Below are 26840 nucleotides of genomic sequence, written 5' to 3'. Positions count from 1 at the left end.
GGACCCTGAACCGTCAATGACGGAGGGCTCCGGTGAACCCGCGAAGGCAACTATCCTTAGAGGGTGACTGAGTTAACTGCCCCTTCGGCCTTTTCCCTGACCAGCACCGCCCAGAGCGGTGCAGCGAACTATCCCGGCCTGGACCATTGGCGGGACCTGCCGGCGTCCCAGCAGCCGACCTGGTCGGACCCGGCAGTCTTTGAAGCCTCGGTCAAGGAGCTCTCCGTCCTGCCGCCGCTCGTTTTCGCGGGCGAAGTCGACATCCTGCGGGAGCGGCTCGCCGCGGCCGCCCAGGGCAAGGCGTTCCTCCTCCAGGGCGGAGACTGCGCCGAAACGTTCGAGGCCGCCACGGCGGATAAAATCAGTGCGCGTGTCCGCACCATCCTCCAGATGGCCGTTGTCCTTACCTACGGTGCCGCCATGCCCGTCATCAAGATGGGGCGCATGGCCGGCCAGTTCGCCAAGCCGCGTTCCTCCAATGACGAGACCCGCGACGGCGTCACCCTTCCGGCCTACCGCGGCGACATTGTCAACGGCTACGACTTCACGCCGGAGTCACGCGCCCACGACGCCAGCCGGATGCTCAAGGCGTACCACACGTCCGCTTCCACCCTGAACCTCATCCGGGCCTTCACGCAGGGCGGTTTCGCCGACCTGCGGCTGGTGCACCAGTGGAACAAGGGGTTCACCGAGAACCCGGCACACGCCCGCTACGAGTCGCTCGCCCGGGACATCGACCGGGCCATCAAGTTCATGGCCTCCTGCGGCGCTGACTTCGAAGCGTTGAAGCGGGTGGAGTTTTACGCCAGCCACGAGGCGCTGCTGCTGGACTACGAGCGTGCGCTCACCCGGATTGATTCGCGGACAGGGTTCCCGTACGACACGTCCGCGCACTTCCTGTGGATCGGCGAGCGGACCCGCGAGCTGGACAACGCGCACGTGGACTTCCTCTCGCGGGTGCGGAACCCGATCGGCGTGAAGCTCGGCCCGTCCACGAGCGGCGACGACGCCCTGCGGCTCATCGACAAGCTGGATCCGGAGCGCGAGCCCGGCCGCCTGACCTTTATCACCCGGATGGGGGCAGCCAACATCCGCGAAAAGCTCCCGAAGGTGGTGGAGCGCGTCACGGCCTCTGGTGCGCAGGTCCTCTGGGTCACCGACCCCATGCACGGCAACACCGTCACCTCGCCCAACGGCTACAAGACCCGCAACTTCGACGACGTCATCGACGAGGTGCGCGGCTTCTTCGAGGTCCACCACGGCCTCGGCACCGTCCCGGGCGGGCTGCACGTGGAAATGACTGGCGACGACGTGGCCGAGTGCCTCGGCGGGGCGGACCCGATCGACCAGGAAGCGTTCCTGGACCGCTACGAATCCGTCTGCGACCCGCGCCTGAACCACATGCAGTCGCTGGAGATGGCCTTCCTGGTGGCCGGAGCCCTCGCCAAGCGCTAAGGAACAGTCGCCGCGGGGTTCCCGCACCCAAAACGGCTCCGCCGGCCGGATGATCAGCCGGGGCGGAGCCGTTTCTGTTTGCGGCAGAGAGTGATGCTTCGTCAGACCACGGTCAGGGTGACCAGGGAGCCTTCCGGGACCTTCTTGTTCACCGGGTCCTGATCCCTGACGGTGCCGAAGAACCCGCCCAGGATCTCGTTCACTTCAACGTCGAAGCCCAACTCCCGGAGGGCATCTTCGGCTTCGCCGGCCTGCTTGCCGATAAAGCTGGGGACGTCCACGAGGCGGGGTCCCTTGGACACGGTGAGCGTGACGATGCCGCCGCGGGGGAGATTGCCGGAGCCCGGGTCCTGGGCCACCACGGCGCCTTTGGGCACGTCCCGGTCATAGACCGTCTCGGGTGAGACGACGGCCTTCAGTCCGGCGGCTCCAATGGCTTTGACGGCATCTCTCTGTTCTTGCCCGCGCACATCCGGAACCGGTATGGGCTGCGGGCCCTTGGAAACGGTCAGTCCCACCGGAGTCCCGTGCCTGGCTGGGGTGCCCGTCGCCGGATCCTGGGCCAGCACCGTTCCGGGCGCTGCCGACTCGTCGAAGGTCTCGGTGACGGTGCCCAAGACCATCCCGGCACCGTTGAGGGCTGCCTTGGCGTCGTCCAGCGACTTGCCCGTCAGCTCGGGAAGGGGGAACTGCTCCGCTCCCTTGGACACGGCAAGGGAGACGGGCTCGAACTTGCGTATTACCTGCCCGGCCGGCGGCTCGGAGCCCACGACCAGCCCGGCCGGGACGTCATCATTGAATACGTCCCGGGTGGTGGACTGGAAACCGGCGCTCCGCAGCAGTTGCTGGGCTTCCGCGACCGTCTTGTTGGCGAGCTCGGGAATCGTCCCGGGCGAGCCCGGGCCCATGCCGAAGAACCAGCCGGCGCCGGCGGCGAGCAGCGCCGCAATGACCAGCAGCAGGATCCACAGCAGCCCCCGGCGCCGCGGGTTGCCGGCACGCAAGGTCCGGACGGGCGTGGCCGCGGCGCGCTGGCGGGCCTTTTCTTCATCGCGGTCCAGCTTGCGCTGGATCCGCTTGCTGGCGGGGACCGCCGTCGTGTCCCGTCCGTTATCGCCGTATGGGGCGTCACTGTACGCGTCGCTATTGTACGGGCCGTCATTGTCCGGGCCGTCGCCATACGCGTCGGGGGCCTCATCCGGGGCGGAGAGCGGGCCGTAGGCCGGGCGCCGGGCCGCGGCGGACATCACCGTGGTGGGATTGCTGCCGCGGGCGATGACTTCGGTGGGCTGCTGGATCCCGCCGAGGACCTCGGTCCGCGACTGTGGATCGGCCCCGTCCACAGGGTCTTCGACGCTCTCCACGGACTGGCGCGGAGGCCGGCCGATGGCGGGCGGCGACGGCGGGCGCGGTACTGGCCGGCGCGGTACCGAAGGGTGGGGTACTGCCGGCTCCAAAGCGTGCGCACCCGGGGGCTGGATGTCCAGTTCGGCGTCGCTCAGGTTGGTCCGGATGTGGCGCAGTTCGGAGAGCAGCGTGTTTCCATCCACCGGCCGCTTGTCGGGATCGTTCGCGGTACACCACTGCACCAGCTCGTCGATTTCGCCGGCCAGTCCCGGAACCAGCGCCGAAGGGGGACCCACGGTCGAGTTGACGTGCTGGTACGCCACCTGGATGGGGACATCGCCGTCGAACGGCTGTTGTCCGGTAATCATCTCGTACAGCATGATTCCGACGGAATAGATGTCGCTGCGGGCATCGGCTTGCCTGCCGAGAACGAGTTCGGGGGAGAGGTAGGCCACCGTTCCGATGAGGGCGCCGGTGCTGGTGGAGGTGGAAATGGCCCGGGCAAGTCCGAAGTCGCCGACCTTGATCCGGCCGTCGTCCGCAAGGAGGACGTTTTCGGGTTTGATGTCGCGGTGGATGAGGCCCGCCGCGTGGGCGGCACCAAGGCCTTCAACCACGGGAGCGATCAGGGCCAGGGCCAGGCGCGGCGGGAGCGCGCCTCTTTCCTTAAGGACGTCGCGGAGGGTATGGCCCCTGATGTATTCCATGACGAGGTACGCGATCCGGCCGTCCTCGCCCTGGTCGAGGACCCCGACGACGTGCGGGTGTGACAGGCGGGCCGCGGCCTTGGCCTCACGGCCCAGACGGTCGAGGAACTGGGGGTCTCCGGCCAGATGGGGGTGCAGGACTTTGAGGGCGACGTCGCGCTCCAGCCGCTGGTCTGTCGCGACGTAGACAGTGGACATGCCGCCGCTGGCCAGCCGGGACTGAATCAGGTACCGGCCATCCACCAAAGTGCCAACGAAAGAGTCCGACGTGAAATCCTGCACCTTACGATCCTAGTCGTTGCACGGAAAACGGGCCCGGATCAACATGAGATCCGGACCCGTATCGTTATTCTCTGCTGCCGCCGGACCTAGCTGAAGTTCTGCCGGTGGGCCAGGACGGACGCCACGTACTGCTTGGTGTCTTCGAACATGCCGTTGGTGCTGACCGAGTACTGGCCCTGGTAGTAACCGGCAATCGCGTTGTCCAGATCGCTGCTGGTGCTGACGAGCTGGCGGATGATGGCGACGCCGGCGGTGGCGTTGTCATAGGGGTCCAGCAGGTTGAGCTTGCGGCCCACGAGATCGGATGCCCACTGGCCCGAGGACGGGATCACCTGCATGGTGCCGATGGCGTTGGCCGGAGAAACCGCGCGCTGGTTGAAGCCGGACTCCTGGTAGGCGAAGGCCAGCGCCAGGGAGACGTCGACGCCCATCCGGCGGGCCGTATCGGACACGATGGACTTCATCTGGTCGCGGCTCGGTACGGGCGCGGCGTTGAGCAGGGCCTTGTTCTCGTTGGCCGAGCTGACCACGGCCGCCGGGTAGGTGAAGCCGAGGAAGGTGCTGGGCACCAGCGGCGTCACCGTGGCCGTGGGCTGGCTTGACGCCGGGGCGACCGAACCGCCGGCGAGGACGAGCTTCTGCCCGGGGTAAATGACCGAGCTCATGGTCAGCTGGTTGGCGGAGAGGAGGTCCGCGAGCCTGACGCCGTTGCGGGACGCGATTCCCGAGAGGGTGTCGCCTGCCTTGATGGTGTACGAGCCGGAAGCGGGCGCGGCCGGCGTCGACGCCGGAAGCACCGGGGCCGGAGCGGAGGGCTCCGGAGTACCGGCGCCGATCTTGATCTTCTGGCCGGGGTAGATGATCGAGCCCATGTTGAGGCCGTTCCCGGCGAGGACCTCGGAGAGATGGACGCCGTGGCTGGCTGCGATCGCGCCGAGGGTGTCGCCCGCGGCGACCGTGTAGGAGCCGCCGGAGGCGGGAGCGGGGGCCTCAGGAGTCGCAGCCGGCGCCGGAGCTGCCGGAGCGGAATCCGTGCTGCCTGCCCCGATCTTGATTTTCTGGCCCGGGTAGATGATGGAGCCCATGTTGAGGCCGTTTCCGGCGAGGACCTCGGAGAGTCCGACGCCGTGGTCGGCTGCGATCGCGCCCAGCGTGTCGCCCGCCCTTACCGTGTATGCGCTTCCCGTGGACGCCGGCGCGCTCGGCTGGGCCGCGGGGGCCGGAGCTGGGGAGTTGCCGCCGAGCTTGATCTTCTGACCCGGGTAGATGATGGTGTTCGCCCGGAGGTTGTTCAGCGACAGGACGGCGCTGGTCTCCAGCCCGAACTTGCCGGCGATGGCGCTGACTGTGTCGCCGCGCTCCACGGTGTACTCGTCCGGGGCCGCGGCCTGTGCCGGCCGCAGGGACGTGGGAATGGCCGCGGAGACTGAGCTCGCCGGAATCACGGTGGACGCCAGCGACGTCGGCGCCTGTGCCTGTGCGCGCATGGCGGCTGCGAGCGTGGCCGGGATGGACCGGCTGCGGGATTCCGCTGCTGCCGGCTGGGCAATCGCCAGGGAGGAAAGGACGACAGCGGGAAGGGCGGCGGTCGTTGCCGCAATCAACGGCAGGCTGGGCCGTACCGTGTGCTTCGGCGGACGGAACGTCGTCATGGGAAAAATCCTCTTCTCAGCGGCGAACGCTGCGGGTCAGGCCGGAATTACTGGAGTTACCAGTGTGACCAATGTTATTGGTGATACAAATGTGATCTATGTGAATCTCTCATGAATCGCTGGTTAGCACAAGAAGCTTGGGACAATCTGCAACAAACATTCCGGGAGTGTCGGCGCCGAAGGCACTGATTAAAAGGATGGTGATCAGCGGGCGCCGCACTAGGGCCCTTGTGCCCGGTTGCGGCGCCCGCGCCCAACGCGCGGGCCATAACGCGCGCGTCGCAACGTGTTTTCGTCATAACGGGCGCGCACAACGCGCGGGTCACAACTAGGCGCAAAAGCGCCCGCCGTGGCAATCTTGATCCGTGAGTACTGTAGAAAGCCTTGTAGGCGAATGGCTGCCCCTGCCCGATGTTGCCCAGGCACTTAATGTTTCCATCACGAAGGTCCACGCGCTCCTCGATGAGCGCGCACTGGCGGCCCTGCGGATCGGCGAGCGGAAAATCCGCTCGGTGCCCGCGGCGTTCATCCAGGACGGCCACCCCGTGGAGAGCCTCAAGGGCACCGTCGTGGTCCTTTCGGACGCAGGCTATTCCGACGAGGAACTCATCACCTGGCTGTTTACCCCCGACGAATCCCTCCGCGGGCGCCCGATCGACGCCCTCCGCGAGGGCCGCAAGACAGAGATCCGCCGCCGGGCACAGTCGCTGGCCTGGTAGTTGCCTTAACCCGGTGGGTCCGGCCGCGGGCTTACCGGGCCGGCCCTCCGGGCGGCGTTCACGCCGTTCGGCTGCCGTTCACGCGGTTCGGCTGACAGCAGCCTCGGCCAGTTTCCGGAGCGCCGTCTTCGGCAGATCCTCCAGCGGCAGCTGATCGAGCGCGGCAAAGGCAGCGTGTCCGAAGTCCTCGATCAGCACTTCGGTGGCGTGTAGTGCGCCGCAGTCAACAATGATCCGGCGGATCTCTTCGATGTCCGCCTCCTCCAGCCCGGGGTTTCCCAGCCGGGCGTCGATAAAGGCCGACTCGGCCGGTGTGGCCTGATCCAGCGCGAATGCCACGAGGACGGTGCGCTTTCCTTCGCGCAGGTCGTCCCCGGCAGGCTTGCCGGTGGTGACCGGATCGCCGAAGACGCCCAGCACGTCGTCCCGCAGCTGGAAAGCCTCGCCGAGCGGCAGGGCGAACGCCGAGTACCCCCGCAGCAGCTCGTCCGGAGCGCCGGCCAGTGCCCCGCCCAGAGCCAACGGGTGCTCGGTGGAGTACTTGGCGGACTTGAAGCGGATGATCGACTGTGCCCGGCTGACGGCGCCGGCCCGGTCGCGGCGCGGACCGGCCACCTCTTCCAGGATGTCGAGGTACTGGCCGGCCATGACCTCGGCCCGCATCAGGTTGAAGATCAACCGGGCCCGGCTGCCGTAAGCGGCCCGGTCGCCGATTTCCGTGAAGGATTCCTCGCTGAAGGACAGGCACAGGTCTCCGGTCAGGATCGCCGCGGCATGGCCGAACCGTTCCCGGTCCAGCGCCCAGCCCTGGGACTCGTGGAGGTCGGTGAAGCGCCGGTGCACGCTGGGCCCCCCACGGCGCGTGTCGGAACGGTCGATGATGTCGTCATGAATGAGGGCGGCCGCCTGGAACAGTTCCAGGGCAGAGCCGGCCGTGACCACTTCGCCGGCGCCGGCCTCCCCGCCTGCACCCCGCCACCCCCAGTAGCACATGAGCGCCCGCAGCCTCTTGCCGCCGGTGACCAGGTTGGAAATGGAGCCCATCAGCGGATCGATGTCCTGCGAAATCGAGGACATGACGGCCTGGCGGGTGGACAGGAAATCCGTGAGCTTGCCCGCGACGGCGGCGACGTAGCCGGTCTGCTCGAGGCGCAGCTGCTCTGCGACAGTCACTTGACGGACTCGGCAGCGACGTTCGCGCCGATCGTGAAGGTGGAGACGCCGGAGGCCTCCACGACGGAAATGTTGACCGTCTCCCGGTCACCGCGCAGGAAATCCTTCGAGGGGACCGAGCCGACCGTCTCGCCGGGAACGGCCTTGAAGCCCTGCGCCTCCAGCTGCCCGGTGTAGAAGGCGAGGACGTCGCGTGCCGGCGCGGGGATGCCGCCGACCAGTGCCACCGTGGCAGGGGCGGTGGTCTTGTCAAAACTGCTTGAGAGGACCTTGGCGCCCGGCATCAGCGGCAGAAGTTGCTGCGGGAATCCCGGAACCAGGGCCCCGACTGTGGCCGAGGTGCCGGGTGCTGCGGAAGGGCTGGCAGAGGCCGTCGTGGTGGGCGGCGCGGTCGGGGCCGATGCCGATGCGGAGGCCGAGGCCTCGGCCGGCGCCGATGGCGAGCTCGAGGAAGGAGTCCCCGGAGCGGGCGTGCAGGCAGCCAGGGCCATTAGGGTGCCGGCCGCAAAAACGGCTACCGCAGCACGTTTGCGCTCTCCAAAAACCTTCACAGGGACTTTCCTCCTGGGTGTTGACGCCGGATGCAGCCTCCAGTTTAGTCAGTACCCGGGCATAGGATTGGTGCTGTGGTGCCGGATAGGGATAAGTACGGGGATAAGAACAGCGATAAGAACCGGGATAAGGACAGCGATAAGCAGCAGCTTGAAGCGAGGCTTCGCGAACTCCGGCGCAGCAGCATCCTGCACGTGGATATGGATGCCTTCTTCGTCTCGGTGGAGCTCCGCACCCGGCCGGACCTTCTGGGCAAACCCGTCATCGTCGGCTACCCCGCAGACCGCTCCGTCGTGCTTTCCGCCTCCTATGAGGCCCGCGCTTTCGGCGTGCGGTCGGCGATGCCGATGACGGTAGCGGCCCGCATGTGCCCCTCGGCAACCATCATCGAACCGCGCCACAAGCTGTACTACGAAGTATCCGGACAGATCATGGACATCTTCGGCTCCATCACCGACCTGGTGGAACCACTGAGTGTCGATGAAGCCTTCCTCGACGTCGGTGGGGCGATCCGCCGGCTCGGGACACCACGGGACATCGGCGAGCTCATCCGTGCCCGGGTGCGCCGGGAACTGGGCATCACGGCGTCCGTCGGGATTGCCGCCAGCAAGTTCGTGGCCAAGATCGCATCCACCCGGTGCAAACCGGATGGCCTGCTGCTGATCGGCCCGGACGAGACAGTGACGTATCTGCACACCCTGCCCGTGAGCGCGCTTTGGGGCGTGGGCGCCAAAACCGTCGAGGTGCTGTCCCGGCTGGGCATCCGCACCGTGGCCGACGTCGCCGCCTCGCCGCTGCCCTCGCTACGGAAAGTGCTTGGCGCCTCCGGTGAGCACGTGTACCGCCTCTCCTGGGGCATCGACCCACGCCCGGTAACTCCGGTGCGGCTGGAGAAGAGTATCGGGGCCGAAGAAACTTTCGCCGTGGACACCGCCGACGACGCGCTGCTGCACCGTGAACTGCTGCGCCTCTCGCACCGCACGGCCGAGCGGCTCCGCGGTGCCGGGATGCATGCGCGCACCGTCGCCCTCAAGCTCCGCTATGCGGATTTCTCCACCATCACCCGCTCCCGCACCGTCAGCACGCCGATCGACAGCGCCCAGCTGCTCTACGCCGTGGCCGTGCAGCTCCTGGAATCCATCGGGGAGCGGCCGATGACCGTCCGGCTCGTCGGCATCCGGGCCGAACAGCTGGAGGAAGCCGCCCAGGCGCCGCTGCAACTCAGCCTGGACCGCCGGGATGACAACTGGCGCGCGGCCGAGCAGGCGCTGGATGCTGTATCGCGGAAATTCGGGACGAAATCGGTGCTGCCGGCCCGGCTCCTCGACCCCGGCCGGAATGCCGGCTGATAACCCCTTGCCCGGGCGCAGTCATCGCGTGCGGACCGGCCCAGCGTCTACCAGAACTGCCCCCGACAAACTATCCTTATATATACAAAGTTTGGAACGACTGGAACGAGCGTTCGGGCTGATGCGTGACCAGCGGAACGCCCAGATGGGACCGAGGAAAAACCCGTGGGGGACCCCCGATTCGGCCAATGACGGCGAACGGGAACCACTCCGGAATCCCGGTCGTTATGGGTTTGAGGGACACTGGCCACGTCAAGTCTGGACGTTGGCTGACTTAAGGAGGTCGTGATGCCGCTCTCGGAGCACGAACAGAAGTTGCTGGAGCAACTTGAGAAGCAGCTGCATGAGGACGATCCCAAGTTCGCCAGCTCAATGGGCTCGGACCCGGGACGTTCATGGTCGACGCGCCACCTGGTGATCGGCGTGCTGGCCACGCTGGCGGGGGTCCTGCTCCTGCTGGTGGGCGTCACTGTCCAGAGCATCCTGGTCGGGGTACTCGGATTTGTCGTGATGGGGGCCGGCGTTTACTTCGCAACCATGCGCAGTTCCGTCGCAGCCAAGGCGAAGTCCGGCGGCAACGCGAAGAAGTCCGGAAAGTCGAGGAGCTCATTCATGAGCAACCTCGAGGAACGCTGGGACGAACGGCACCGCGGAGAGCAGTAGGGAAGCAGCAGGGGGGTCGACGTCGAAAGCCTCCTCCACTTCCCACCACGGATACTTACCTGAACAGACCTGACGCACACCAGAAGACCCGCTTCGGCGGGTCTTTTGCTCTTTAACGGCACCCTGCGGGCCGCACCGGGGCCGTCCGGAACAGCAGCGGGCGGGTTCCCCGAGAGCTGGCAGGGCCGACCGCCCCAGGGGCCCAAAAGTCCTCCACTTCACCCCACCCGGCGTTTTCCTTGGCAGCACAGGGACAGACGGGGGATTAAAGCTGGGAAAATGCCCGAAATGGAGCCATTTGGCGTTGACTGTGGAGGGATGTGGAGTAATGTGGAGGACGTAAGAGGGTAGTGGCAGCACGGGGGACGTTGGACTTCCTATGAACAGACGGGCGGTGGGCCGTGTTTCTCGGCACGCATTCGCCGCGTCTGGACGAAAAGGGCCGCATCATCCTCCCGGCGAAGTTCCGTGAGGAACTTGCCGGCGGGCTGGTTCTCACAAGGGGCCAGGAGCGCTGTATCTACGTCTTCAGTGAGGCGGAATTCGGCCGGGTTCACGAGCAGATGCGGGAGGCTCCAATCTCCAACAAGCAGGCGCGTGACTACATCCGGGTTTTTCTCTCTGGAGCCTCCGACGAGGTACCCGACAAGCAGGGGCGCGTGACCATTCCGCAGGCGCTCCGGGAGTACGCGGGACTCGGCAGGGAACTGGCCGTCATTGGCGCCGGAACCCGGGCGGAGATCTGGGATGCCCAAGCCTGGAACGAGTACCTCGCCGAGAAGGAAACTGCCTTCTCGGAGACCGACGACGCCATACCCGGAATCCTCTAGGGTCCGGCGATTTACCCAGCACGAAAGTTTCTTGACCCAGATCTCCAGCCGCCCATCCGGGTGTCCTCCTGGCTCACTTCCCCGGAGCCAGGCGGACACAGGATAGGCGCGGATGGGGATCTGGATTAAGAAGCGGAACCACCAAGCGCGGCAAACACCCGGAAGCTCCGACCACGAAAGGACGCAGGCATGACGGACCCTCACCACAAGCCCACGTCCGAACGGCATGTACCGGTCCTCAAGGACCGGTGCATCAATTTGTTGGCACCCGCTTTCAACGACGCCCGTGGCCGTGGCGAAGCGCCGGTGGTCATTGACGCGACGCTCGGCATGGGCGGGCACTCCGAGGCCATGCTGCAGCGCTTTCCGGACCTGCACCTGATCGGCATCGACCGCGACGAGGAAGCCCTTGCCCTGGCGGGGGAGCGGCTCAAGCCTTTCGCCGAACGGATCGACCTGGTCCACGCCGTGTACGACCAGATCCAGGACGTCGTCGAGGACCTCGGCTTCAGCCAGGTACATGGCGTCCTCATGGACCTGGGCGTCTCCTCGCTCCAGCTCGATGAGCGGGAACGCGGCTTCGCCTACTCCTTTGATGCCCCGCTGGACATGCGGATGGACACCAGCCGGGGCCAGACGGCCGCCGACGTCGTGAACAACTACAGCGAAGAGGACCTCGTCCGGATCATCCGGAAGTGGGGCGAAGAGAAGTTCGCCGGCCGGATCGCCAACAGGATCGTCAGTGCCCGGGCCGAGAAGCCGTTCACCACTACCGGGGAGCTCGTCGAGCAGATCCGCGGGGTTGTCCCGGCGGGTGCCGCCAAGTCCGGGGGACACCCCGCCAAGCGCACCTTCCAGGCGCTGCGGATCGAGGTCAATGAAGAACTGGACGTGCTCGAGCGCGCCATCCCCGCAGCTCTGGGTGCCATCGCCGTTACCGGCCGCGTCGTGGTGATGTCGTACCACTCGCTGGAAGACAAGATCGTCAAGGGCTTCTTCCAGGCAGGCTCCAAATCCTCCGCCCCGCTGGGATTCCCGGTGGAGCTCGAGGAGCACAAGGCAGAACTGAAGACCCTCACGAAGGGCACCGAGGTGCCCACCGCCGCCGAAATCGCCGAAAATCCGCGCGCAGCCTCCGCCAGGCTCCGCGCCGTGGAACGCATCAGAGCCAGGAGAGACGCATGAGCACCGCAGCCGTCAACCGATACCCCGTGTCCACCGGCGCGACTGCCCCTAACCTGCCGGGGCTGAACCCCGATCCGGCGCGCAAGTCCCGGACCCCGCTGTCCCTCGTCCGGCCCGCGCCGAAGAAACGCCGTGCCCCGTTCGTGGTGCTCTGCTTCGGGATCCTCGCCGTGGCACTGATGGTGGTGCTTGTGCTCAACATCTCCGTATCGAGCGCCCAGTACCAGCTGGTCCAGCTCCGGAGCGAGCAGATGACCCTGACGAAGCAGAACCAGGACCTCACCCAGCAGGTGCAGAACTTCGATGCCCCGCAGAACCTCGCCGCCAAGGCGACCGAGCTCGGCATGGTCGCTTCCACCGGCAAGGGCCAAATTGACTTGTCCACCCTCACCGTCACCGGCAAGGCGAAGGCCGCGGTCAAGGGCGACGCCCCTGGCGCCGTCATCGCCGCTCCCGCCGTCGCGGGCCAGCTCACCGTCGTTCCCCCCGCCACCGACAACGAGCCGCTCCTGAGCCGCAAGCCGGCTGCGGCTGCTCCGGCCGCCGATGCTGCCCCCGCCAAGGCGGCGAAGCCCACGGCACCCGCACACGAACCGGCCGTCGAGCTTCACGGCGGCTCGGTTCCGCCTCCCGCGCAAAGGGTGCCGGGACAGTAACGTAGGACGGACCACCAGACAGGCAAGCAGCAAGGAAACATCGTGGCGGACAAGACCGGCAAGGCACCCAAGACAAAGGTGCCAAGCGCCACACGGCGGCTGCGCCTGGGCCTCGGTCTCATGCTCACGCTCCTGCTCGTCGTCGGCGGCAAGCTGTTCCTGGTCCAGGGTCTCGACGTCGGCGGCATGGCCGAGGCGGCACTGAACAACCGGCTCACACCGGTCAACCTCCCGGCCGAACGCGGCAGCATCCTGGACTCCGCCGGCACCGTGCTGGCCAGCAGCGTGATCCGCTACAACATCGTGGTGGACCAGACCATCAACACCAAGACCGAGACGTTCCGGCGGCTCGACACGGTGGACGGCAAGGATGAACTCGTCCAGGTCTCCCGGGACCAGGGAATTACGGAGCTCGCGGGGCTGCTCGGCATGGACAAGGACGACGTCCGAGAAGCGCTCACCGGCACCAAGCGGTACTACATCGTGGCCAAGGACGTGAAGCCGGACATCGAGGACCGGATCTCCAAGCTGCAGATCCCCGGGCTGGTCAGCGAAGGCACCAGCAAGCGGGTCTACCCGAATGGGGCGGTCGCAGGCGGCATCGTGGGTTTCCTGAAGGACGGCACCACCGGCCAGGCAGGGCTTGAGCAGACCCAGGACGAGATCCTCAGGGGAACACCCGGCAAGCGCCTCTTCGAAATCGGTGCCGACGGACTGCGCATCCCCGTCGGCGTGGACCAGCTGACCCCCGCCGTGAACGGCAAGGACATCAAGCTCACACTGAACTCGGACCTCCAGTACTTCGCGCAGCAGGCGATCCAAAGCCAGCGGGACAAGCTCGGCGCCGAGTGGGGCGTCATCATCGTCTCGGACATCAAGACGGGCAATATCATCGCGATGGCGGACACCAACACGCCGGATCCCAACGACCCGGGACGCTCCGCCCCCGAGGACCGCGGTGTCCGGGCCGTCACGGCCGCCTACGAGCCCGGTTCGGTGGAAAAGATGATCACCGCATCGGCCCTGATCGAGGAGGGCAAGGCCAGCCCGCTGGACACCTTCACCATTCCGCCGACCTACACGGTAGACGGCCAGACCTTCAGCGACGCCTTCGTCCACGGCACGGAAAAACGGACCCTGGCCGGCATCCTCGGCTGGTCGATGAACACCGGCACCGTCATGGCCGGGCAGCGGCTGAGCAAGGACCAGCGCCACGACTGGCTGCAGAGGTTCGGCATCGGCGACGCCCCGCACATCGGGCTGCCGGCAGAGGCCACCGGCATCCTGACGCCGGCAGACCAATGGGACGGCCGGCAGGAATACACGGTGCTGTTCGGGCAAGGCGTCTCGCAGTCCACGCTCCAGACGGTCCGCGCGTTCCAGACCGTCGCCAACGACGGCGTGATGCTCCAGCCCCGGCTGATCGACAGCTACATCGACCCGGACGGGACCGAGGAAAAGGTCCCGGCACAACCGCCGCGGCAGGTGGTGTCCAAGGACACGGCCAAGCAGGTCCGCGACATCCTGGAAAGTGCCGTGACTGAGGGCCAGATCAAGGAAGCCGGGATCGACGGATACAGGGTGGGCGCGAAGACCGGCACATCCCAGTCTCCGTGCGACGACGGCAAACCCGGGTTCTGCGGTTTCACCGCCTCCATGGTGGGGATGGCGCCGATGGACGATCCGCGGTTTATTGTTGGAGTAGTCCTGCAACGGCCCAAAGGTGATATCTACGGCATCTCGAATGGCCCGGTATTCCGCTCGGTGATGAGCCAGACGCTGCGGACGTTCAACATCCAGCCGTCCACCGGCGAACCCGCCCGGCTGCCGCAGTTTGCCAAGTAGCGCCCGAACCCTTCAGCACCCAGTACCCATACGAAGCCTGCGGGCCGGAGCATCCTCCGTGCGCAGCGCCAGATCCACTAGCAGCACACAACGGAGATTCACTTGTCAGAGTTGAACGCCCCAGAGAATTCCGCCGCGCCGTCCGGGCCGGTCTCCACGTCGGGCTTCCGGCCCGCAGGAGTGGACCCGGTGCCGCTGGCAACCATCGGGGAGTTCATCGGCGTCGCTGTTCCCGGCACGTCTGGCACGGTACCGGTCACCGGAATCTCCCTGAACTCACGCAGCGTCCAGCACGGGGATCTGTACGTGGCCCTTCCGGGCGCCACCCGTCACGGGGCCGACTTCGTCTCCGACGCCGTCGGCGCAGGAGCCGCGGCCGTGCTTACGGACGACGCCGGTGCGCGGCTCCTGGCGCTGGGCAACGACGTCCCCGTCCCGGTGCTGCTGGCAGCAGAGCCGCGCGGCCTGGTCGGACGGCTGTCCGCCCTGATCTACCGGAGCCGGCCGCTGGACGCGCCCTCTCCGGCCCTGTACGGCGTCACCGGTACCAACGGCAAGACGACCACCACCTACTTCATCAACTCCCTGCTGGGAGCCCTCGGGCAGCGGACCGGCCTGATCGGGACCATCGAGATCCTCGCGGGCGGGGAACCGATTCCCAGCCTGCTCACCACGCCGGAATCCACCGACGTCCACGCTTTGCTGGCCCTCATGCGCGAACGCGGCCTCGATGCTGCCTCGATGGAGGTCTCCTCGCACGCCGTCTCGTTCCACCGGGTGGACGGCGTCCTGTTCGACGTCGCCGGCTTCACCAACCTGACCCAGGACCACCTGGACCTGCACGGCAGCATGGAGGAGTATTTCCAGACCAAGGCCCGGCTCTTCACCGCCGAGCGCGCCCGGGCGGCGGTGGTCACCGTCGACGACGAATGGGGACGGAGGCTCGCGGCGTCGGCAGGGATTCCGGTCACCACCCTCGCCACGGCTGCCGACGGCGGCCGCGTCGGGGGTCCGGCGGAATTGCCCGCTGCCGACTGGACTGTCGTCCATTCCCAGCCGCGGGGGCTCGGGACCGAGTTCGGCCTGCGGCACCGCGACGGCACCGAACTGCGCGTGCACACCGGGCTGCCGGGAAGCTTCAACGTCGCCAACGCAGCACTGGCCACGGCCATGGTCCTGGCCGGTGGAGCCACTCCGGACGAGGTGCAGGCCGCTTTGGACGCAGCGGATCCCTTCACCGTGGCCGTGCCCGGCCGCATGCAGCTCGTTGCCACGGCTCCTGCCGCCGTGGTGGACTTCGCCCACAACCCGGACGCCCTCGCCCGCGCGCTCGAAGCCGTGCGTTCGCCCGAGCCGGGCTCCCGGGTGATCGTCGTCTTCGGCGCCACCGGCCAGCGCGACCAGGGCAAGCGCCCGACCATGGGCGCCATCGCCGCCCGGCTCGCCGACGTCGTCATTGTCAGCGACGATGACCCGCACGATGAAGATGCGGCAGCCATCCGTGCCGATGTGATGGCCGGCGCCGTGGAGGCCAAGGCCAGCGAGGGCCTTGCCTGCACTGTCCTGGAGGTCTTCCCCCGCGACGCCGCCATCCGCAAGGCGGTGGAACTCGCCGGACACGCGGATACCATCCTGGTTGCCGGCCGCGGCCACGAGGTCTGGCAGGAGGTCAAGGGCGTCAACCTGGCGCTCGATGACCGGGTGGAGCTGCGCTCCGCCTTGACAGCACGAGGATTCACCGTTCTCGACGACCAGCGGATAGAGTCCTAAACCGAGATGATTGCATTCACAGCGGCGGAAATCGCCGAAATAACCAACGGCCGGCTGGCCGCCGAACCGGGCATCACGCCCGGCTCCGTGGTGACCGACTCCCGCGAAGCCACGGCGGGTTCCCTCTATGTGGCCAAGCCCGGGGAGGCAGCCGACGGCCACGATTTCGTGGCCGCCGCCTTCGAGCGCGGCGCTGTCCTGGCCCTCGTGGAGAGGGACATCGCCGGCGCCGATGGACAAAGCTACCCGGCAGTCGTGGTGAAGGACTCGGTCCTCGCGATGGGCGCCCTCGCCGCCGAAGCCGTCCGCCGGATCCGCGCCCGCCGCGACGCCGAAGGCATGCCGCTGACGGTCATCGGAATCACCGGCTCCGCGGGCAAGACCACCACCAAGGACCTGCTGGCCGGGATCCTCGCCGAACAGGGCGAAACGGTGGCCCCGCAGGGCTCCTATAACGGCGAAGTCGGCGTCCCGCTGACCGTCTTCAAGGCCGGCTTCGGCACCCGCTACTTCGTCATTGAAATGGGCGCCACAGGAATCGGCCACATCCGCTACCTCGCCGACATGGTCCGCCCGGACATCGGCGTCGTCCTTGGCGTCGGCACGGCCCACGCCGGCGAATTCGGCGGCGTGGAGAACATCGCCATCGCCAAGGGCGAACTCGTCGAAGCCCTTCCGGCCGCCGGCACCGCCGTCCTCAACGTCGACGACGCCCGGGTCGCCGGCATGGCGGGGCGCACCCGTGCCAGGGTTCTCGGCTACTCTGCGCAGGCCGCAGGCGACGGCTCCCGGGCGGGTGTCCGGGCGGAAGGCGTTGAACTGAACGCCTCGGGCAACCCTGAATTCGAGCTCTTCCTGCCGGGGGACACCACCGGCCACCACGTCAGCTCGGGGCTGATCGGCGCCCACCACGTGGGCAACCTGCTGGCCGCAGCCGCGGCTGCCCATGCCGCGGGGGTCCCCGCCGAGTCGATCGCCGCTTCGCTCAGCGCGCAGACTGCTGCCAGCCGCTGGCGGATGGAACGCACCGAGCGGGCCGACGGCGTCACCATCATCAACGACGCCTACAACGCGAACCCGGAATCCATGCGCGCAGCCCTGCGGACCCTCGCGGACCTGGGCCGGGGCCGTCGCACCTGGGCGGTGCTCGGCGCAATGCTCGAGCTGGGACCCGACTCCATCCGCGAACACATTGCCGTCGGCACCCAGGTGGTCCGGCTCAACATCTCCCGCCTGGTCGTGGTGGGCAGAGAAGCGCGTTCGTTGTACGTCTCCGCCGTAAACGAAGGATCCTGGGGCGAGGAATGCGTCTTCACCGAGACCGCGGACGAAGCCTTCGAGCTCCTGCAGGCTCAACTCGAGCCAGGAGACCTGGTGCTGTTCAAGTCCTCAAACAGCATCGGCCTGCGCCACCTGGGCGATCGGATAGCATCGCCTCTCGAATCCACCGGAACCGCCACTGAAGGGAGTGCGCTGTGATCGCACTGCTGATGGGCGCCGGCCTGGCGCTGCTCTTTGCCCTCGTGGGCACCCCGCTGTTCATCCGGCTCCTGGTCCATAAGAGCTACGGGCAATTCATCCGCGATGACGGCCCCACGACGCACCACACCAAGCGCGGCACCCCCACCATGGGCGGCACCATAGTGGTCCTCGCCGTCCTCGCCAGCTACGGGCTGACCCACCTGATCATGTGGATGATCAACCCGTCCTCACCGGGCCCTTCCGCCTCAGCGCTGATCCTGCTGTTCCTCATGGTCGGAATGGGACTCGTCGGATTCCTCGATGACTTCATCAAGATCTCCAAGCAGCGCAGCCTCGGCCTGAACGCCAAGGCGAAGCTGATCCTGCAGGCCGCCGTCGGCGTCGGTTTCGCCGTCCTGGCACTGCAGTTCCCCGACGAGAACCAGCTGACGCCGGCGTCCACGCAGATCTCCCTGGTCCGGGACATCCCGTGGCTGAACCTGGCTTTCGGCGGGACGGTGCTCGGCGCCATCCTGTTCGTGCTGTGGTCGAACCTGATCGTGACGGCGGCGACCAACGGCGTGAACCTCACCGACGGCCTCGACGGGCTGGCGGCCGGCGCCTCCATCATGGTGTTCGGCGCCTATACCCTCATCGGCATCTGGCAGAGCAACCAGTCCTGCGGCTCCCCGCGTCAGGCCGGAAGCGGCTGCTACTCGGTCCGCGATCCGCTGGACCTCGCACTGCTGGCCGCCATTCTCAGTGCTGCCCTGGTGGGCTTCCTCTGGTGGAACACCTCGCCGGCTAAAATCTTCATGGGCGACACGGGATCGCTGGCCATCGGCGGCGCGGTCGCCGGCTTCGCGATCCTCTCCCGGACGGAACTGCTGCTGGCCTTCATCGGCGGCCTGTTCGTCCTGATCACCCTGTCCGTCATCATCCAGGTCGGCTACTTCAAGATCACCAAGGGAAAGCGGTTCTTCAAAATGGCCCCGCTCCAGCATCACTTCGAACTCAAGGGCTGGGCGGAAGTCACCGTCGTTGTCCGCTTCTGGATCATCTGCGGGCTGACTGTCGCGGCGGGGCTCGGAATCTTCTACGCAGAATGGGTGGTGCTCCTGTGACCGGCCCCGTCCCCGCAGCGCTGACCACCTCGCCGCGGGTGAAGGACTTGACCAGCTGGGACTCAGACTGGGCCGGCCTCCGGGTGGTCGTGACCGGCATCGGCGTGTCCGGCTTCGCGGCCGCCGACACCCTGATCGAGCTCGGCGCCCGGGTTGTCGTGGTGGACGCTGCCACCAGCCCGAAAGCGCAGGCGCAGGCGGATACACTCCGGATCGTCGGCGCCGCGGACGTGCTGCTCGGCGAGGCAGCCGTGCTCACGGTGCCCAGGATCGACGGCGAGAAGCCGGACCTGATTGTCACCTCCCCGGGCTGGCGGCCGGACCAGTCGCTGCTGGCGTCCGCCGCTAGGGCCCACATCCCCGTCTGGGGCGACGTCGAACTGGCCTGGCGGGTCCGGGAACGCAAGGGCCGCAAGACAGCGGACTGGCTCACCATCACGGGCACCAACGGCAAGACGACTACGGTCGGCATGACCGAGTCCATGCTGCAGGCCGCCGGACTGAAGGCGATCGCCGTCGGCAACGTCGGAACGCCGATCCTCGACGCCCTCCGTGACCCGGTGGATTACGACGTCTTCGCCGTCGAACTCTCTAGCTTCCAGCTGCACTGGAGCCATTCTGTGTCGCCCGTGGCCAGCGTGTGCCTCAACGTCGCCGAAGACCACGTGGACTGGCACGGCTCCTACGCTTCCTATCTGGCCGACAAGGCCAAGGTCTACGAGAACACCCAAAAGGCGTGCATCTACAACGCCGAGCAGATCGAAACCGAGCGCATGGTCGAAGACGCCGACGTCGTCGAGGGCTGCCGCGCGGTCGGCTTCACCACCCTCACCCCGGCCATCAGCATGGTCGGCGTCGTGGAAGACCTCCTGGTGGACCGCGCCTTCATTGCCGAACGCAAGGACAGCGCCGCGGAGCTTGCCGCCATCGCCGACCTGGGAGCGGTGGCGCCCCGCCACATGGTGGCCAACGCCCTGGCCGCCGCCGCCCTGGTCCGCGCCTACGGCGTGGATCCCTCCGCGGTCCGCCAGGGCCTGCTGAACTACCTGCCGGGCGACCACCGCATCCAACCGGTAGCCCGCCGCAACGGCGTGGTGTGGATCAACGACTCCAAGGCCACCAACCCGCACGCGGCGGCCGCCTCGCTCGCCAGCTTCGAGAGCGTGGTCTGGATCGCCGGCGGTCTTTCCAAAGGCGTCAACTACGACTCTCTCGTCCGCGAGCACGCCAAGCGGCTCAAGGCAGTGGTGCTGATCGGCGCCGACTCCCATGAACTCCTCTCCGCGCTGCAGCGACACGCACCCGATGTCCCCGTAATCGGGCCGGGTACGGGCGACACTGAAGACGTGCAGACTGCCGGACAGGCCCATGCCGACGCAGCCCCATCGCCGATCTACGGCGAGGCTGTGATGGCCCAGGCTGTCGCCGCGGCAGCGCAGCTGGCCACCTCGGGGGACATTGTGCTGCTGGCCCCGGCGGCTGCATCCATGGATCAGTTCTCTTCCTACGCTCACCGTGGCGACGCCTTCATCGAAGCTGTCCGCGAGCTCGTGGAAGGGCAGGCTCAGACCAGCGAGGAGTAACAATGGTCAGCACGCCCACACGCACCCCGGCCAAGCCGGGCGCCGCCCCATCCCAAGGGAAAGCATCCCAAGGGAAAGCAGCCCAGGGGAAGGCGCCTAACGGGAAGGCGACGGCACCATCGGGGTCCAGCGCCGTGCCCGGCCGGAGGGTGCCGCCCCTCCGCAGGGTCCTTGGCTGGTCCCGGGGCTTCTGGTCCGCGCTGGAAGGCACCGGCAAGTCCAGCAACGGCTCCACCTACTACCTGATCCTCGGCGCGACGCTCGCACTGACGGCGATCGGCATCCTGATGGTGCTCTCGGCCTCCAGCGTGGAGGCCATCGCGGCGGGGGAGTCGCCCTACTCGGCCGCCCTGAAGCAGGGCATGTTCGCCGCGATCGGCCTCTTCTGCATGTTCCTGCTCTCCCGGGTGAACGTGGTCTGGCTGAAGCGTGGCGCCTGGCTCGCCATCATCGCGGCGTTCATACTGCTCGGGCTGGTGCTGCTCGTGGGCCGAAGCGCCCTGGGCAACCAGAACTGGATCGACATCGGGCCGTTCACCTTCCAGCCCTCCGAGGCGGCGAAACTGGCGCTGGCCCTGTGGATGGCCACGGTGCTGGACCGCAAGGCCAAGCTTCTGTCCCAAGCCAAGCACGCCCTGATTCCGGTGGTGGTCCCGGGTGCAGCGGGGGTCATCGGCCTCATCCTGATGGGCAACGACCTCGGCACCGCGATGATCGTCATGATGATCACCGCGGCGGCGCTCTTTTTCGCGGGCGTCCGGCTCTACCTGTTCGGAATCGGCGCGGTCCTCCTGGGCGCCGCCACCGCGGTGCTGGCCATTACGAGCCCCAACCGGGTCTGCCGCATCCTCTCCTGGACCGGCCAGACCTGCGCCGACGGCTCTGACTTGAACTACCAGTCGACCAACGGCCTCTACGGGCTCGCCTCCGGCGGCTGGTTCGGCGTCGGGCTGGGCCAGAGCAGGCAGAAGTACAGCTGGATTCCCGAGGCGCACAACGACTTCATCTTCGCCATCATCGGCGAGGAGCTCGGCCTGATCGGCACGCTGGTCGTCCTCGCCCTGTTCGCCATCCTGGGCACGGCCATCTACCGCGTGGTCGTGGCCCAGAAGGACATGTTCCACCGGGTCCTCGCCGGAACCATCATGGTCTGGCTGCTGGGCCAAGCCACCGTCAACATGGCCGTCGTCACCGGCCTGGCACCCGTGATCGGCATTCCGCTGCCGTTCATTTCCTATGGCGGTTCAGCCCTCCTCATGTCCTTGTGCGCCATCGGCGTAGTCTTGTCCCTGGCGCGGGCCCAGATGGCGCCCGGCCTGCAGCCCAAGAGGATGTTCCGGTTCGGGCCGGCAGGGCTGGCCGGATCCCTCCGGAAGCGAGCCGCTGCGCGGAACGCCGCGCGGAACGCCCGAACGGCCGCCAGGAAACCAGCACTCAACAACCCAGCACGGAAGCGGAAATAAGCCTTCATGAGTACCGAGTCGCCCTTGTCCGTCGTCCTCGCCGGCGGCGGAACAGCCGGGCACATCAGCCCGCTCCTGGCCATCGCGCACGCCATCCGGGAAGCCCGCCCGGGTACCCGGCTCCTCGCCGTCGGCACGCCCAACGGCATGGAGGCGCGGCTTGTACCCGCCGCGGGCCTCGATCTGGCCACCATCAGCCGGGTGCCGTTTCCGCGCAAACCGTCGCTGGACCAGCTCCGGCTCCCCGGCCGGCTGGCAGCCGCCGTGAAGCAGGCCGGGATGATCCTCGACGAGGCCGGAGCCGACGTGCTCGTCGGCGTCGGGGGCTACGTGTGCACCCCCATGTACCTGGCCGCCCGGCGGCGGAACATCCCGATCGTCCTCCATGAGGCCAACACCCGCCCGGGGCTTGCGAACCGCGTCGGCGCCCGGCTGGGGGCAAAGGTGGCCGTGGCCTTCGCCAACACCCGGCTTCCCGGGGCTGTGCACGTCGGCATGCCGATGCGCCGCGAGATCTCCGGCCTGGACCGGCCAGCCGCCCGCGCGGCCGCCCGGACGGAGCTCGGCCTCGATCCGCAGCAGCCCACGCTCATCGTCACCGGCGGGTCCTCGGGGGCGCAAAGCATCAACCGGACCATCGCCGCTTCCGTCGCGGCCCTCGCCGAAGCCGGGATCCAGACCCTGCACATCACCGGGCGGGACAAGGCCGTCCACGACGCCGACGGCAAGCCGCTCGCTGCCCCCGGATACCGGCAGGTGGAGTATGTGGACGGGATGGAATCGGTCTACGCAGCTGCCGACGTACTGCTGGCCCGCGCCGGCGCCGCCACCGTCTCGGAAGTGGCCGCCGTCGGCGTGCCGGCGGTGTTCGTGCCGCTTCCCATCGGCAACGGCGAGCAGGCCCTCAACGCCGCCGGGCTGGTGGACGCCGGCGGAGCCCTGATCGTGGCGGACAACGCATTCACCCCGGAGTGGGTGCGCCGGAACGTCGTGCCGCTGCTGCTGGACGGCGAGCGGCTCGACCGGATGGCCCGGGACGCCGGGGAGCTCGGCATCCGGAACGCCGACCGCCGGATGGCGGACCTCATCCTTGAAGCGGCAGCGTCCCCGAAGGCAGCGTCCTCAAAGGCAGCCTCCCAAACGAACAGCAGGAAGCGGTAGCGCGATGACCCAGCACCAAGACCAGCCGGAGCCGCGGCCCGTGCACCCGCAGGAGTCCCTCGGCAGGGTCCACTTCATCGGCATCGGCGGAGTGGGCATGTCGGCCGTCGCCCGCATCCTGGTGGCCCGCGGACTGCAGGTGAGCGGCTCCGACGCCAAGGACCTGCCCGTCCTGGCCGAGCTCGGCGCCGCCGGTGCCCGGATCAACGTCGGCTACGCGGCGGACAACCTCGGCGACGCCCAGACCGTGGTGGCCGGTTCAGCGATCCGTCCCGACAACCCCGAACTGGCAGCCGCAATGGCCGCCGGGCTGCCGGTACTGCACCGCTCCGAAGCGCTGGCGTCCGCGATGGCGGACGACGTGGTCGTGACCGTGGCCGGCACGCACGGAAAATCGACCACGACGTCCATGGTCACCGTTTTGCTGCAGGGCGCGGGACTCGACCCGTCCTTCGCGATCGGCGCGAACGTGCCGGCGCTGGGCGTCAATGCCGCCTCCGGCAGCTCCGGCATTTTCGTTGCCGAAGCCGACGAGTCCGATGGCTCGTTCCTGAACTACCGCCCGCGCATAGCGGTGGTCACCAACGTCGAACCGGACCACCTGGACCACTACGGCACGGCCGAGGCCGTCTACGCCTCCTTCGACCGCTTCACGGAGCTCCTGCCGGCCGACGGCGTCCTCGTGGCGTGTGCCGACGACGCCGGTTCCCTGGCGCTGGCCCGCCGCACCCTTGAGCGGGGCAACACCCGGGTGGTCCTTTACGGCACGGCGGACGAGGCCGACGTCAAACTGCACGACGGCGGTCCCGGCGAGATGTGGCTCGAAACCCCGGAGGGCCGGTTCGACGTCGAACTGCAGGTCCCCGGCAGGCACAACGCGCTCAATGCGGCGGCAGCATTCGCCGTCGCGCGGGAACTCGGGGTTGATCCGGAAACCGCTGCCGGAGCCCTTGCCGGCTTCTCCGGGGCGTCCCGCCGCTTCGAGTTCAAGGGCGCCGGCCGGGGAGTGCGGGTCTACGACGACTACGCCCACCACCCCACAGAGGTCCGGGCGGCGCTGTCGGCCGCCCGCTCCGTGGCCGGCGGGCACAAGGTGCACGTGCTCTTCCAGCCCCATCTGTTTTCCCGGACCCGCGAATTCGCCAGCGAATTCGCTGATGCGCTCAACGCCGCCGACACTGCCCTGGTGCTGGAGATCTATCCCGCCCGTGAAGACCCCATTCCCGGCGTCAGCAGCCAGCTGATCGCCAAGGACCTGGGACCGGGCGGCAGGCTGGTAGGCCCGGGCGAAGACGCCATGCAGGTCCTCCTCGCCGCTGCCGGCCCCGGGGACATCGTGCTGACGGCAGGAGCCGGGGACGTCACGGCGTACGGCCCGCTTATCGTCGACGCCCTGACATCCGCAGAACCGGCAGCCGCAGAACCGGCAGCCGAAGATCCCGGAGCAGCCCGTGCCTAGCACCCGGCGCCCCACGTACAAGGCCGGCGCCCGCAGGCCGCCGGACGGGCCGAACCGTGCTGACGGCCCGAACCGTGCCGACGGGACGCCGGCCGATGTCATTTCCGCGTCCAAGGCCGCTACCGGGCCCGGCGTCCGTTCCGCCGCCCCCCGCGCTCCGGAGCAGGACAACATCCTGTCCTTTCCCGAGCCCAAGGCCAAGCGACGGAAAAGAATCGTGCTGGGCACCATCGGGATCATCACGGCGGTCGTTGCGGCGATGATCGTGGTGGCGGTCTACACGCCGGTCCTCGCCCTGCGCACCGTCACCGTGGAGGGCACCAGACTGCTGAGCGCGGAGCAGGTGCAGGCCGCCCTGGCGCCGCTGAAGGGCAAACCCCTGCCGCAGATCAGCGACGCGGACGTCTCGGCCCTGCTCCAGCCGCTGGTGCAGGTAAAGCACGTCACCGCCGAGGCGCGGCCGCCCGGCACGCTGGCGGTCCACATCACCGAGCGTGTCCCCGTGGCCAAGCTCAAGCAGGGTGAGGGACTGCAACTGGTGGACGTCGAAGGCACCCCGCTCAGCGCCACCAGTGACGACGCGTCGGTGGCACTTCCGGTCATTGACGCCGGGGCGGGTGTCCTGGCGCCGGAGGTCTTCCACACCGTCACCGCGGTCCTGGGCGCCCTGCCCGCGGACGTGCTCGCCAAGCTGTCTGATGCCTCGGCAAAGTCCGCTGACGCCGTCGAACTCAAGCTCGTCGACGGGCAGACGATCATCTGGGGCAACGCGGGGGAGAAGGAACTCAAGGCGCGGGTCCTTGCCGCCCTCCTCAAGGTTCCCGCGGACCCGAAAAACCCGGTGCGGATCTACGATGTCAGCGTGCCCCGGCACCCGGTCACCCGGTAGTCTGGGCTGGTGCTTCCGGCAGAAGGGTATTTGGCGCATTCCTGCGACACGCCCCGGCCGGTCATTGAATGTCCTCCGCACAGCAAATACCGTTTCAGACATGGGTTACTTGACATAACTATAACCTTCAAGTCGAAGGTTAACGTTCAAAGCTTCAAGCCCGACTCCAACAAGCTTTCGCAATAGAACGCAACAGAACACGAACAAGGGACACGTAACGTGGCAGCTCCGCAGAATTACTTGGCCGTCATCAAGGTCGTCGGCATCGGCGGCGGTGGCGTGAACGCAGTCAACCGCATGATCGAAGTCGGCCTCCGCGGCGTCGAATTCATCGCCATCAACACCGATGCGCAGGCATTGCTGATGAGCGACGCAGACGTCAAGCTCGACGTCGGCCGCGAGCTGACCCGCGGGCTGGGCGCCGGTGCGAATCCTGAGGTCGGCAAGCAGGCTGCCGAGGACCACGCCGACGAGATCGAAGAGGTAATCCGCGGCGCGGACATGGTCTTCGTGACGGCCGGCGAAGGCGGCGGCACCGGAACCGGCGGCGCACCCGTCGTGGCCCGCATCGCCCGCTCCCTCGGCGCGCTGACCATCGGCGTCGTCACCCGTCCCTTCACCTTTGAAGGCCGCCGCCGCGCCGGCTCGGCAGAGGCCGGCATCGACGCCCTCCGCGATGAAGTCGATACCCTGATCGTCATCCCGAACGACCGGCTGCTCTCCATCAGCGACCGCAACGTGTCCGTCCTTGACGCGTTCCGTTCGGCCGACCAGGTCCTGCTGTCCGGCGTCCAGGGCATCACCGACCTGATCACCACCCCCGGCCTGATCAACCTGGACTTTGCCGACGTCAAGTCGGTCATGCAGGGCGCCGGTTCGGCGCTCATGGGCATTGGCTCGGCACGCGGCGAAGACCGCGCCGTCAAGGCCGCGGAGCTCGCCATCGCCTCGCCCCTGCTTGAAGCCTCCATCGACGGTGCCCACGGCGTCCTGCTGTCCATCCAGGGCGGCTCGGACCTCGGCCTGTTCGAGATCAACGAAGCAGCCCGCTTGGTCCAGGAGGTTGCCCACCCGGAGGCCAACATCATCTTCGGCGCCGTCATCGACGACGCCCTCGGCGACGAAGCCCGCGTCACAGTCATCGCCGCCGGCTTCGACGACGTCAAGGCCACCTCGCCGTCCATGGACCAGTCCCTCCCGCAGGCCGCCCCGCAGCGGCCCGCAGCACCGGCACCGGCGCCTGCGCAGGCACCCGCCTCGGCGCGCGTCCAGCCGCTGCCCGCCACGGTCGGTGTTTCCGGCCTCGGCGGCTGGGGCCAGCAGCGCCCCTCCGCCGTTCCGGCAGACGCCGGCTTCGACGTCGACCTGCCCTCGGTCGTGGAACCGGACCTGTCCGGCCGCCACACGGATGACCTGGACGTCCCCGACTTCCTCAAGTAGGTCCCTGAAGCACCATGGCACTGCCGGCTGGCAGTGCCATGGTGCTTTCTCGTAGGATCGAAGATCGGTAATTGA

At 67.7% G+C, this 26840-nt stretch carries 21 protein-coding genes; 17 read left to right on the top strand and 4 right to left on the bottom strand.

Annotation, left to right across the window (positions count from 1 at the left end; genetic code table 11):
* Positions 1 to 63: 63 nt before the first annotated feature.
* Complete coding sequence (locus QFZ65_RS13750) at positions 64 to 1455, top strand: class II 3-deoxy-7-phosphoheptulonate synthase (protein ID WP_306911257.1); 1392 nt, start codon at positions 64 to 66, stop codon at positions 1453 to 1455.
* A 101-nt stretch (positions 1456 to 1556) separates the two neighbouring features.
* Here the strand turns inward: QFZ65_RS13750 and QFZ65_RS13745 are convergent, their stop codons facing one another.
* Together QFZ65_RS13745 and QFZ65_RS13740 are read right to left on the bottom strand one after the other, a co-directional pair.
* Positions 1557 to 3791, bottom strand: a complete 2235-nt coding sequence (locus QFZ65_RS13745; RefSeq protein ID WP_306911255.1) for a Stk1 family PASTA domain-containing Ser/Thr kinase — start codon at positions 3789 to 3791, stop codon at positions 1557 to 1559.
* 86 nt (positions 3792 to 3877) lie between these two features.
* Positions 3878 to 5443, bottom strand: coding sequence for a lytic transglycosylase domain-containing protein (locus QFZ65_RS13740; protein WP_306911254.1), 1566 nt, complete (start codon positions 5441 to 5443; stop codon positions 3878 to 3880).
* A gap of 365 nt (positions 5444 to 5808) precedes the next feature.
* Here QFZ65_RS13740 and QFZ65_RS13735 point away from each other — a divergent pair, with 365 nt between their 5' ends.
* Positions 5809 to 6162, top strand: a complete 354-nt coding sequence (locus QFZ65_RS13735; RefSeq protein WP_306911253.1) for an Rv2175c family DNA-binding protein — start codon at positions 5809 to 5811, stop codon at positions 6160 to 6162.
* A gap of 78 nt (positions 6163 to 6240) precedes the next feature.
* Here the strand turns inward: QFZ65_RS13735 and QFZ65_RS13730 are convergent, their stop codons facing one another.
* Together QFZ65_RS13730 and QFZ65_RS13725 are read right to left on the bottom strand one after the other, a co-directional pair.
* On the bottom strand, positions 6241 to 7335 hold the full coding sequence (locus tag QFZ65_RS13730) for a polyprenyl synthetase family protein (protein WP_306911251.1): 1095 nt from the start codon (positions 7333 to 7335) through the stop codon (positions 6241 to 6243).
* On the bottom strand, positions 7332 to 7886 hold the full coding sequence (locus tag QFZ65_RS13725; protein ID WP_306911249.1) for a hypothetical protein: 555 nt from the start codon (positions 7884 to 7886) through the stop codon (positions 7332 to 7334). The genes QFZ65_RS13730 and QFZ65_RS13725 overlap by 4 nt, the downstream gene beginning before the upstream one ends.
* 186 nt (positions 7887 to 8072) lie before the next feature.
* Between QFZ65_RS13725 and dinB the strand changes: the two genes are divergently transcribed.
* From dinB to ftsZ, 15 genes are all read left to right on the top strand, one after another.
* Positions 8073 to 9236 (top strand): DNA polymerase IV, encoded by a 1164-nt coding sequence (dinB, locus tag QFZ65_RS13720; protein WP_306912581.1) that lies wholly within the window; start codon positions 8073 to 8075, stop codon positions 9234 to 9236.
* A 288-nt stretch (positions 9237 to 9524) separates the two neighbouring features.
* Positions 9525 to 9899: a DUF3040 domain-containing protein gene (locus QFZ65_RS13715; protein WP_306911248.1), complete on the top strand. Its 375-nt coding sequence runs from the start codon at positions 9525 to 9527 to the stop codon at positions 9897 to 9899.
* A gap of 401 nt (positions 9900 to 10300) precedes the next feature.
* The gene (mraZ, locus tag QFZ65_RS13710; RefSeq protein WP_264356855.1) at positions 10301 to 10729 is read left to right on the top strand and encodes a division/cell wall cluster transcriptional repressor MraZ; all 429 of its coding nucleotides are present in this window, start codon (positions 10301 to 10303) and stop codon (positions 10727 to 10729) included.
* A gap of 189 nt (positions 10730 to 10918) precedes the next feature.
* Positions 10919 to 11914, top strand: a complete 996-nt coding sequence (gene rsmH / locus QFZ65_RS13705) for a 16S rRNA (cytosine(1402)-N(4))-methyltransferase RsmH (RefSeq protein WP_306911244.1) — start codon at positions 10919 to 10921, stop codon at positions 11912 to 11914.
* Positions 11911 to 12570 (top strand): hypothetical protein, encoded by a 660-nt coding sequence (locus tag QFZ65_RS13700; protein WP_306911242.1) that lies wholly within the window; start codon positions 11911 to 11913, stop codon positions 12568 to 12570. The genes rsmH and QFZ65_RS13700 overlap by 4 nt, the downstream gene beginning before the upstream one ends.
* A gap of 42 nt (positions 12571 to 12612) precedes the next feature.
* Positions 12613 to 14415, top strand: coding sequence for a penicillin-binding protein 2 (locus tag QFZ65_RS13695; protein WP_306911240.1), 1803 nt, complete (start codon positions 12613 to 12615; stop codon positions 14413 to 14415).
* A gap of 102 nt (positions 14416 to 14517) precedes the next feature.
* Positions 14518 to 16185, top strand: a complete 1668-nt coding sequence (locus QFZ65_RS13690; RefSeq protein WP_306911238.1) for a UDP-N-acetylmuramoyl-L-alanyl-D-glutamate--2,6-diaminopimelate ligase — start codon at positions 14518 to 14520, stop codon at positions 16183 to 16185.
* Between the two features lie 6 nt (positions 16186 to 16191).
* Entirely contained in the window at positions 16192 to 17664 is a 1473-nt protein-coding gene (gene murF / locus QFZ65_RS13685) for a UDP-N-acetylmuramoyl-tripeptide--D-alanyl-D-alanine ligase (RefSeq protein ID WP_306911237.1), read from the top strand.
* The gene (mraY, locus tag QFZ65_RS13680) at positions 17661 to 18770 is read left to right on the top strand and encodes a phospho-N-acetylmuramoyl-pentapeptide-transferase (protein WP_306911234.1); all 1110 of its coding nucleotides are present in this window, start codon (positions 17661 to 17663) and stop codon (positions 18768 to 18770) included. The genes murF and mraY overlap by 4 nt, the downstream gene beginning before the upstream one ends.
* On the top strand, positions 18752 to 20353 hold the full coding sequence (murD, locus tag QFZ65_RS13675; RefSeq protein ID WP_373427590.1) for a UDP-N-acetylmuramoyl-L-alanine--D-glutamate ligase: 1602 nt from the start codon (positions 18752 to 18754) through the stop codon (positions 20351 to 20353). The genes mraY and murD overlap by 19 nt, the downstream gene beginning before the upstream one ends.
* Positions 20354 to 20355: 2 nt before the next feature.
* Positions 20356 to 21816, top strand: coding sequence for a putative lipid II flippase FtsW (gene ftsW / locus QFZ65_RS13670; RefSeq protein WP_306911231.1), 1461 nt, complete (start codon positions 20356 to 20358; stop codon positions 21814 to 21816).
* Positions 21817 to 21822: 6 nt separating this feature from the next.
* A complete protein-coding gene (gene murG / locus QFZ65_RS13665; RefSeq protein WP_306911229.1) occupies positions 21823 to 22977 on the top strand; it encodes an undecaprenyldiphospho-muramoylpentapeptide beta-N-acetylglucosaminyltransferase in 1155 nt (384 codons plus the stop codon).
* A 4-nt stretch (positions 22978 to 22981) separates the two neighbouring features.
* Complete coding sequence (gene murC / locus QFZ65_RS13660) at positions 22982 to 24436, top strand: UDP-N-acetylmuramate--L-alanine ligase (RefSeq protein ID WP_306911228.1); 1455 nt, start codon at positions 22982 to 22984, stop codon at positions 24434 to 24436.
* Entirely contained in the window at positions 24429 to 25325 is an 897-nt protein-coding gene (locus QFZ65_RS13655) for a cell division protein FtsQ/DivIB (RefSeq protein ID WP_306911227.1), read from the top strand. The genes murC and QFZ65_RS13655 overlap by 8 nt, the downstream gene beginning before the upstream one ends.
* Positions 25326 to 25544: 219 nt before the next feature.
* A complete protein-coding gene (gene ftsZ, locus QFZ65_RS13650; RefSeq protein WP_306911225.1) occupies positions 25545 to 26765 on the top strand; it encodes a cell division protein FtsZ in 1221 nt (406 codons plus the stop codon).
* Positions 26766 to 26840: the final 75 nt, after the last annotated feature.

The sequence above is a fragment of the Arthrobacter sp. B3I9 genome (assembly GCF_030816935.1).
GTDB lineage: Bacteria > Actinomycetota > Actinomycetes > Actinomycetales > Micrococcaceae > Arthrobacter.
Note: the sequence above shows the minus strand (reverse complement) of the source record. Positions and strands in the feature narration are given on the sequence as shown.

Bases quoted from the DNA above. Each gene is read 5' to 3' on its own strand.
- QFZ65_RS13740 (WP_306911254.1), bottom strand. From the start codon at position 5,443: ATGACGACGTTCCGTCCGCCGAAGCACACGGTACGGCCCAGCCTGCCG.
- murF (WP_306911237.1), top strand. From the start codon at position 16,192: ATGATTGCATTCACAGCGGCGGAAATCGCCGAAATAACCAACGGCCGG.
- murG (WP_306911229.1), top strand. From the start codon at position 21,823: ATGAGTACCGAGTCGCCCTTGTCCGTCGTCCTCGCCGGCGGCGGAACA.
- murD (WP_373427590.1), top strand. From the start codon at position 18,752: ATGGGTGGTGCTCCTGTGACCGGCCCCGTCCCCGCAGCGCTGACCACC.
- murC (WP_306911228.1), top strand. From the start codon at position 22,982: ATGACCCAGCACCAAGACCAGCCGGAGCCGCGGCCCGTGCACCCGCAG.
- QFZ65_RS13715 (WP_306911248.1), top strand. From the start codon at position 9,525: ATGCCGCTCTCGGAGCACGAACAGAAGTTGCTGGAGCAACTTGAGAAG.
- QFZ65_RS13700 (WP_306911242.1), top strand. From the start codon at position 11,911: ATGAGCACCGCAGCCGTCAACCGATACCCCGTGTCCACCGGCGCGACT.
- ftsW (WP_306911231.1), top strand. From the start codon at position 20,356: ATGGTCAGCACGCCCACACGCACCCCGGCCAAGCCGGGCGCCGCCCCA.
- rsmH (WP_306911244.1), top strand. From the start codon at position 10,919: ATGACGGACCCTCACCACAAGCCCACGTCCGAACGGCATGTACCGGTC.